Below are 4174 nucleotides of genomic sequence, written 5' to 3'. Positions count from 1 at the left end.
TACGGGATATTGCCGGGCTTGTAAATAATTACATTGGGCGAAGGCGTGTCAATTTCGGGTAAGGGCTTTGGTGTTGGTGGGGCAAAAAATCCTTTAAATATCGAAGAAAATGGAGCGATCGCTTGCCTTAATAAATTTTGGAAGCTGCTTAAGTCCTCTCTAACTCGCCCAAGCTCCCACTGTTCACGGCTAATTACTCCTTGGTCGCCGAGGTTATATTCATACTGCCGTTTAGGAAACCGAAAACCATACTGTTTGGCAATGTGAAACAGTGTACCGATTGAGATTCCCCCACGTCTAAAACTGCGAATCTTAGCGCGAATGTTCCAAGTTGAACCTTTGATACTGGGCGACCACTTTTCAGCGATGATTTCGGCATCCGTTGCCCCATAATGGTTAACCAGTGCCATCAACACCTGACGGCATTCGTCGTAGTTACCGCTTCCTGGGGTACGTGGTGGGATGAATGAAAGCGCGTTCTGGATTAGCTGGTCAATGTCCCAGCCTTCAGTGACGGAAATCTCACGCCACTCTTTACGCCGTGACTCAATTTCTTGGATTCTTTGCTGATACTCAATACGCTCCTGCTGCGCGATCGCGATCGCTTCACTTATCCATTCTGCTGGTAAAGTGGCTTCAGGGTTGACCAGGGGGAATTCTGCTTCTGTGCTGCCGTAGAATACACGACTTGCATCCTTACAAGCTGGATCATGCGGTAACTGCTGCATGAGGAAGCGTGTACAAGCTTCTACAGTATCAGCGCCTTGGACATATTCGGGGAGAAGGAAAACCAACCGGAATTTATGCCAGTCTGGTTTATGACTGGCAGTGGTGTACATTAAAGCGCAGTGTTTTTTAATGAAGGGATGGGCTAGGGCTTCTTCGATCGTTAATTGGTGATCGTAAACTTTGATATAATTCCCGTTTTCGTCCTTGATTGGCTTGTCATAAGCATCACGGGCGACATCGGAATTATCGATGTCAATTAGTAGCCAGTGAGAACCGATAATATTGGCCTTACTGCGCCATTTGCCGTTTAACAGTCCGGCACAGATGGCATGGCCTGCTTTAATATGTTCCTGGACATCGGCTAGAGTGCCTTCTACATCAATGAAGTTGCCGGCTAGCTTCTTAAAGTCCCAGTCTTTGTTTCTGCCAGTGGCGTTAAACGCAAACTTGATTATGCGACTCTCAATCAACTCAAGTTTTGTCTTTACAGCAGATAAAGTTTCTGATTCAGCTGCTGACGGTGCTGGTACTGAGTTATGAGATTGTTGTAATGGTGACATGAGAGCTATTCCTCCTGAAGTGTGTTGGAGGAATTGGAGCTATCCCAAAAGTAATCTTTTAGTACAAACGTTCAGAAATATAATCAGGTAAAATTGCTGAGTTAATGTTTTTCTGAGTAGTCAGTGTTACAATGGCTTAACACTCAAAAAGGTTTGATAAGATTACTATTAGGGATATTAATTAGGCTTCGCACCCGATAACCCCAATTCCGTTTGAAAACCCTGCTGTCTCGTCGAGACGTGGGGTTTTCATTGTTTAGCTTATTCGTACTTGGCTAACCAAGCCTTGACAAACTCGGTGACTTCCTCCTGTTGAATAACAAATGCAGTACCTTTTCTCCTGAGAGCTAGAAGTCTCATACTTCCAACTTCAGAATAAAGATGTGGATTGTGATCACTAGCCGCCTTGGTAGGAGGCCATAAGACCAAAACTTTTACTGTCGGCGTTTTTGTCACCTCTTTCGAGGACATTCCGAACAAGGCTCTATTTTTAGTTAGCCATCTCTCATAATCCGATAGCTCAACTAGTGGACAGGGTTTCCAGGTGGTTAAACCACTTTTATTCTTCTTTTTGACCTGGATAATTTCTTTGGTTTCGTTGTAGACAACCTCACTATCTCCCCGCGAACGAATGGAGATAAACAAGTGCGCCCTTTGGGGAAACCTGATAAACAAGTCAATTGGGTTCTTATCCTCTGGCTTAAGCACCGGAAAGATTTGTATCCCCTTGCTTTTAAACTCATTCAAAAGTACGGTTGTTAATTTTTCCAACCGCGCCAATTTTTGAGTTGCTACCAATGGCTTGTAAGCCAATCCAAAAAGAACCCAGCCAAATGGATGAATTATGCCTCCTGTAGCCAGCGCAGCACCACCAGCCGCTAGAGCTTGAGTGGACGCATAGTCTTTCGCCTCCCTAAGCATCTCTAATGCCGGTTCGTTGTGCGGCGGGAGTTGAAAATCGGTTGGTGGGTCTTTCACTGTAGTCATTGGAGACAACAAAATTAATGATGTGAAATTATACGAACTGTACTGATAAGAATGTTTGACACTGGATTTTGAGAAAATAGCCCTACTTTTTATAAATAGGACAGAATTTCCCTTAAAGCGTTTTTTTCTGATTGGCTTTCTTCAGTCATGCTGTACCCTTACCTTTTTTGCCCTTGGGTGTGGAGGAAGGTTGCTCATGATTTGCTAGCCAAAGGCTAATTGCTTCATCTAGTGCATCGCTTTGGGTTATTTGCAAAGCAGTGCAAGCAATTTTAAAGTTTAAAGCTTTCTCCTTTGGTATGTACCCGCTAACTTGAGTGAAATCTGGATCGTCTCGTCTTGTTACCACATCACTGTTTTCTATTTGTTCTGAAAACATTTTGACATTACCTCAAGAAAATTAGTAAAACATTACTTCATTACTTCATGAAGTAATGCTATCATAACACTAGCAAGCCAAAAAACGACGCATAACATAGGCGACAGAAGCCGGAAAGCGAAGTGATGGCAAGCCCCCAACTGGATGTGTGGATTTAAGGCGATTCAGTTTCTAAATTCTCCAAAGCCAGAAAAATCAAGACTTTAACAATCATCTGAACCATGACAGCTATATATTCCAATGCCAAAAACTGGCTAGTTCAAGCAGACTTGTTAGCCAAATCAGGGCTAACTGACCTCACAGGAGGTAAAGACTCAGGTGCAGGGTACGGCAAGGCAATCATCGGTGATTTTTCGATCATGATGCCTGCCGTATACTCACTTGTTCGCAACCGAAACATAACGCACCCATGCCCCATCTCAAAAGATGGGGCATGGGTGCGTTATGTACAAGGTTCACGCCTGGACTTAAAAGATGTTCAATTCTTCTGGGGCAGTGCGGCTCTAGCTCAAAGTGACCACACCCTGCTACACGAGGATAAAGCGAAAAAGGCAGAACTGGCGTTAGAAAGCATTCTTGCAGACTTAGCAGTTCTGAATATTCCCGATGGGGTCAAGCTTTCAATTAGTTTGAGCAATCACAACCCCGAACGCTGGGGAGATGAGATTAAGCGCAGAGTAGAAGGCACTCATACTTTTGAGCATCTGCACCCTGTAACTCGTTCCATTGTCACCAAGACAGTTGACATCGTGGTGACAGGCATTTACCCCGAAGGATTTGGAAGCATTGCCCACTGCTTATTCGGTGAAGCATCCCTGGTACTTGACCCCTCGGAATTAGCGATCGCTCTCGATATCGGTTCATCAACTTGGTTGGTAACTGTCTTTAATGGCAGTGGTGCAGTGATTGACCGTCACCTGATAGAGGGTGGAGCAGGTGAACTACACAGCATGATTGCAGAATCTCTCGACAAGCGAAACGACCGAGTGAGTCTGCTATCCAAGGATGTGAAGCACTCGCCCAGCTTGGTGAACCAGGGCATTCTAGAAGGCACTTTTACATACGGCGGCAACCACCTGACAGGCAAGAAGTTTGAAACCGAGTACAGCCAATGTCTAGATGAGTGGTGGTCTACCAGGATTGAGAAATTCGCCAACTTTGTGACTGCTGGCAATTATCTAGACCGCGCTAAATACCTTGTCGCTTGGGGTGGGGGTGTTTCGCTGCCAGTGGTGGATCAGAACCTAGCCGATTTAGGCTTTGTGGTCTTGAATAATCCCCAATTCATCAATGCCTTGGGGTTGAAGCTATTAACTCAAATATCAATTGGAGCCTAATTGGGTGGCCGCCGAGATACGTGCAAAATGGGACACGTTGTAAAGAAATGTTAAGAAATCAGGTTGAAACCATTGATTTTACAGCAATTCTCATTTTGAAATAAATAGAGTATTAACCCCCATTTTGAAATTCAAAATATAGTACAAAAAAACTAGTTTTCCGGGAGAGGCGATGCTTGTGG

General features: G+C 44.5%; 4 protein-coding genes. 1 reads left to right on the top strand and 3 read right to left on the bottom strand.

Annotated features, from left to right (window positions below):
• The 3 genes from H6G26_RS39325 to H6G26_RS39315 form a co-directional block, all read right to left on the bottom strand.
• The coding region (locus H6G26_RS39325) for a PriCT-2 domain-containing protein (RefSeq protein WP_190737255.1) at positions 1-1289 on the bottom strand (1289 nt) is incomplete at its 3' end.
• Between the two features lie 261 nt (positions 1290-1550).
• Positions 1551-2276 carry a hypothetical protein gene (locus H6G26_RS39320; RefSeq protein WP_190737254.1) on the bottom strand — a complete coding sequence of 242 codons (726 nt, stop codon included), beginning with the start codon at positions 2274-2276 and terminating at the stop codon, positions 1551-1553.
• Between the two features lie 145 nt (positions 2277-2421).
• A complete protein-coding gene (locus tag H6G26_RS39315; protein WP_190737253.1) occupies positions 2422-2655 on the bottom strand; it encodes a hypothetical protein in 234 nt (77 codons plus the stop codon).
• A gap of 221 nt (positions 2656-2876) precedes the next feature.
• On the opposite strand from H6G26_RS39315, the gene H6G26_RS39310 reads away from it, so the two are divergent.
• Positions 2877-3992: a ParM/StbA family protein gene (locus tag H6G26_RS39310; protein ID WP_190737252.1), complete on the top strand. Its 1116-nt coding sequence runs from the start codon at positions 2877-2879 to the stop codon at positions 3990-3992.
• Positions 3993-4174: the final 182 nt, after the last annotated feature.

This window comes from Nostoc sp. FACHB-888 (assembly GCF_014696655.1).
Taxonomy (GTDB): domain Bacteria; phylum Cyanobacteriota; class Cyanobacteriia; order Cyanobacteriales; family Nostocaceae; genus Nostoc.
The sequence above is the reverse complement of the archived record's forward strand: the minus strand, read 5'-3'. Positions and strand labels throughout refer to the sequence as shown.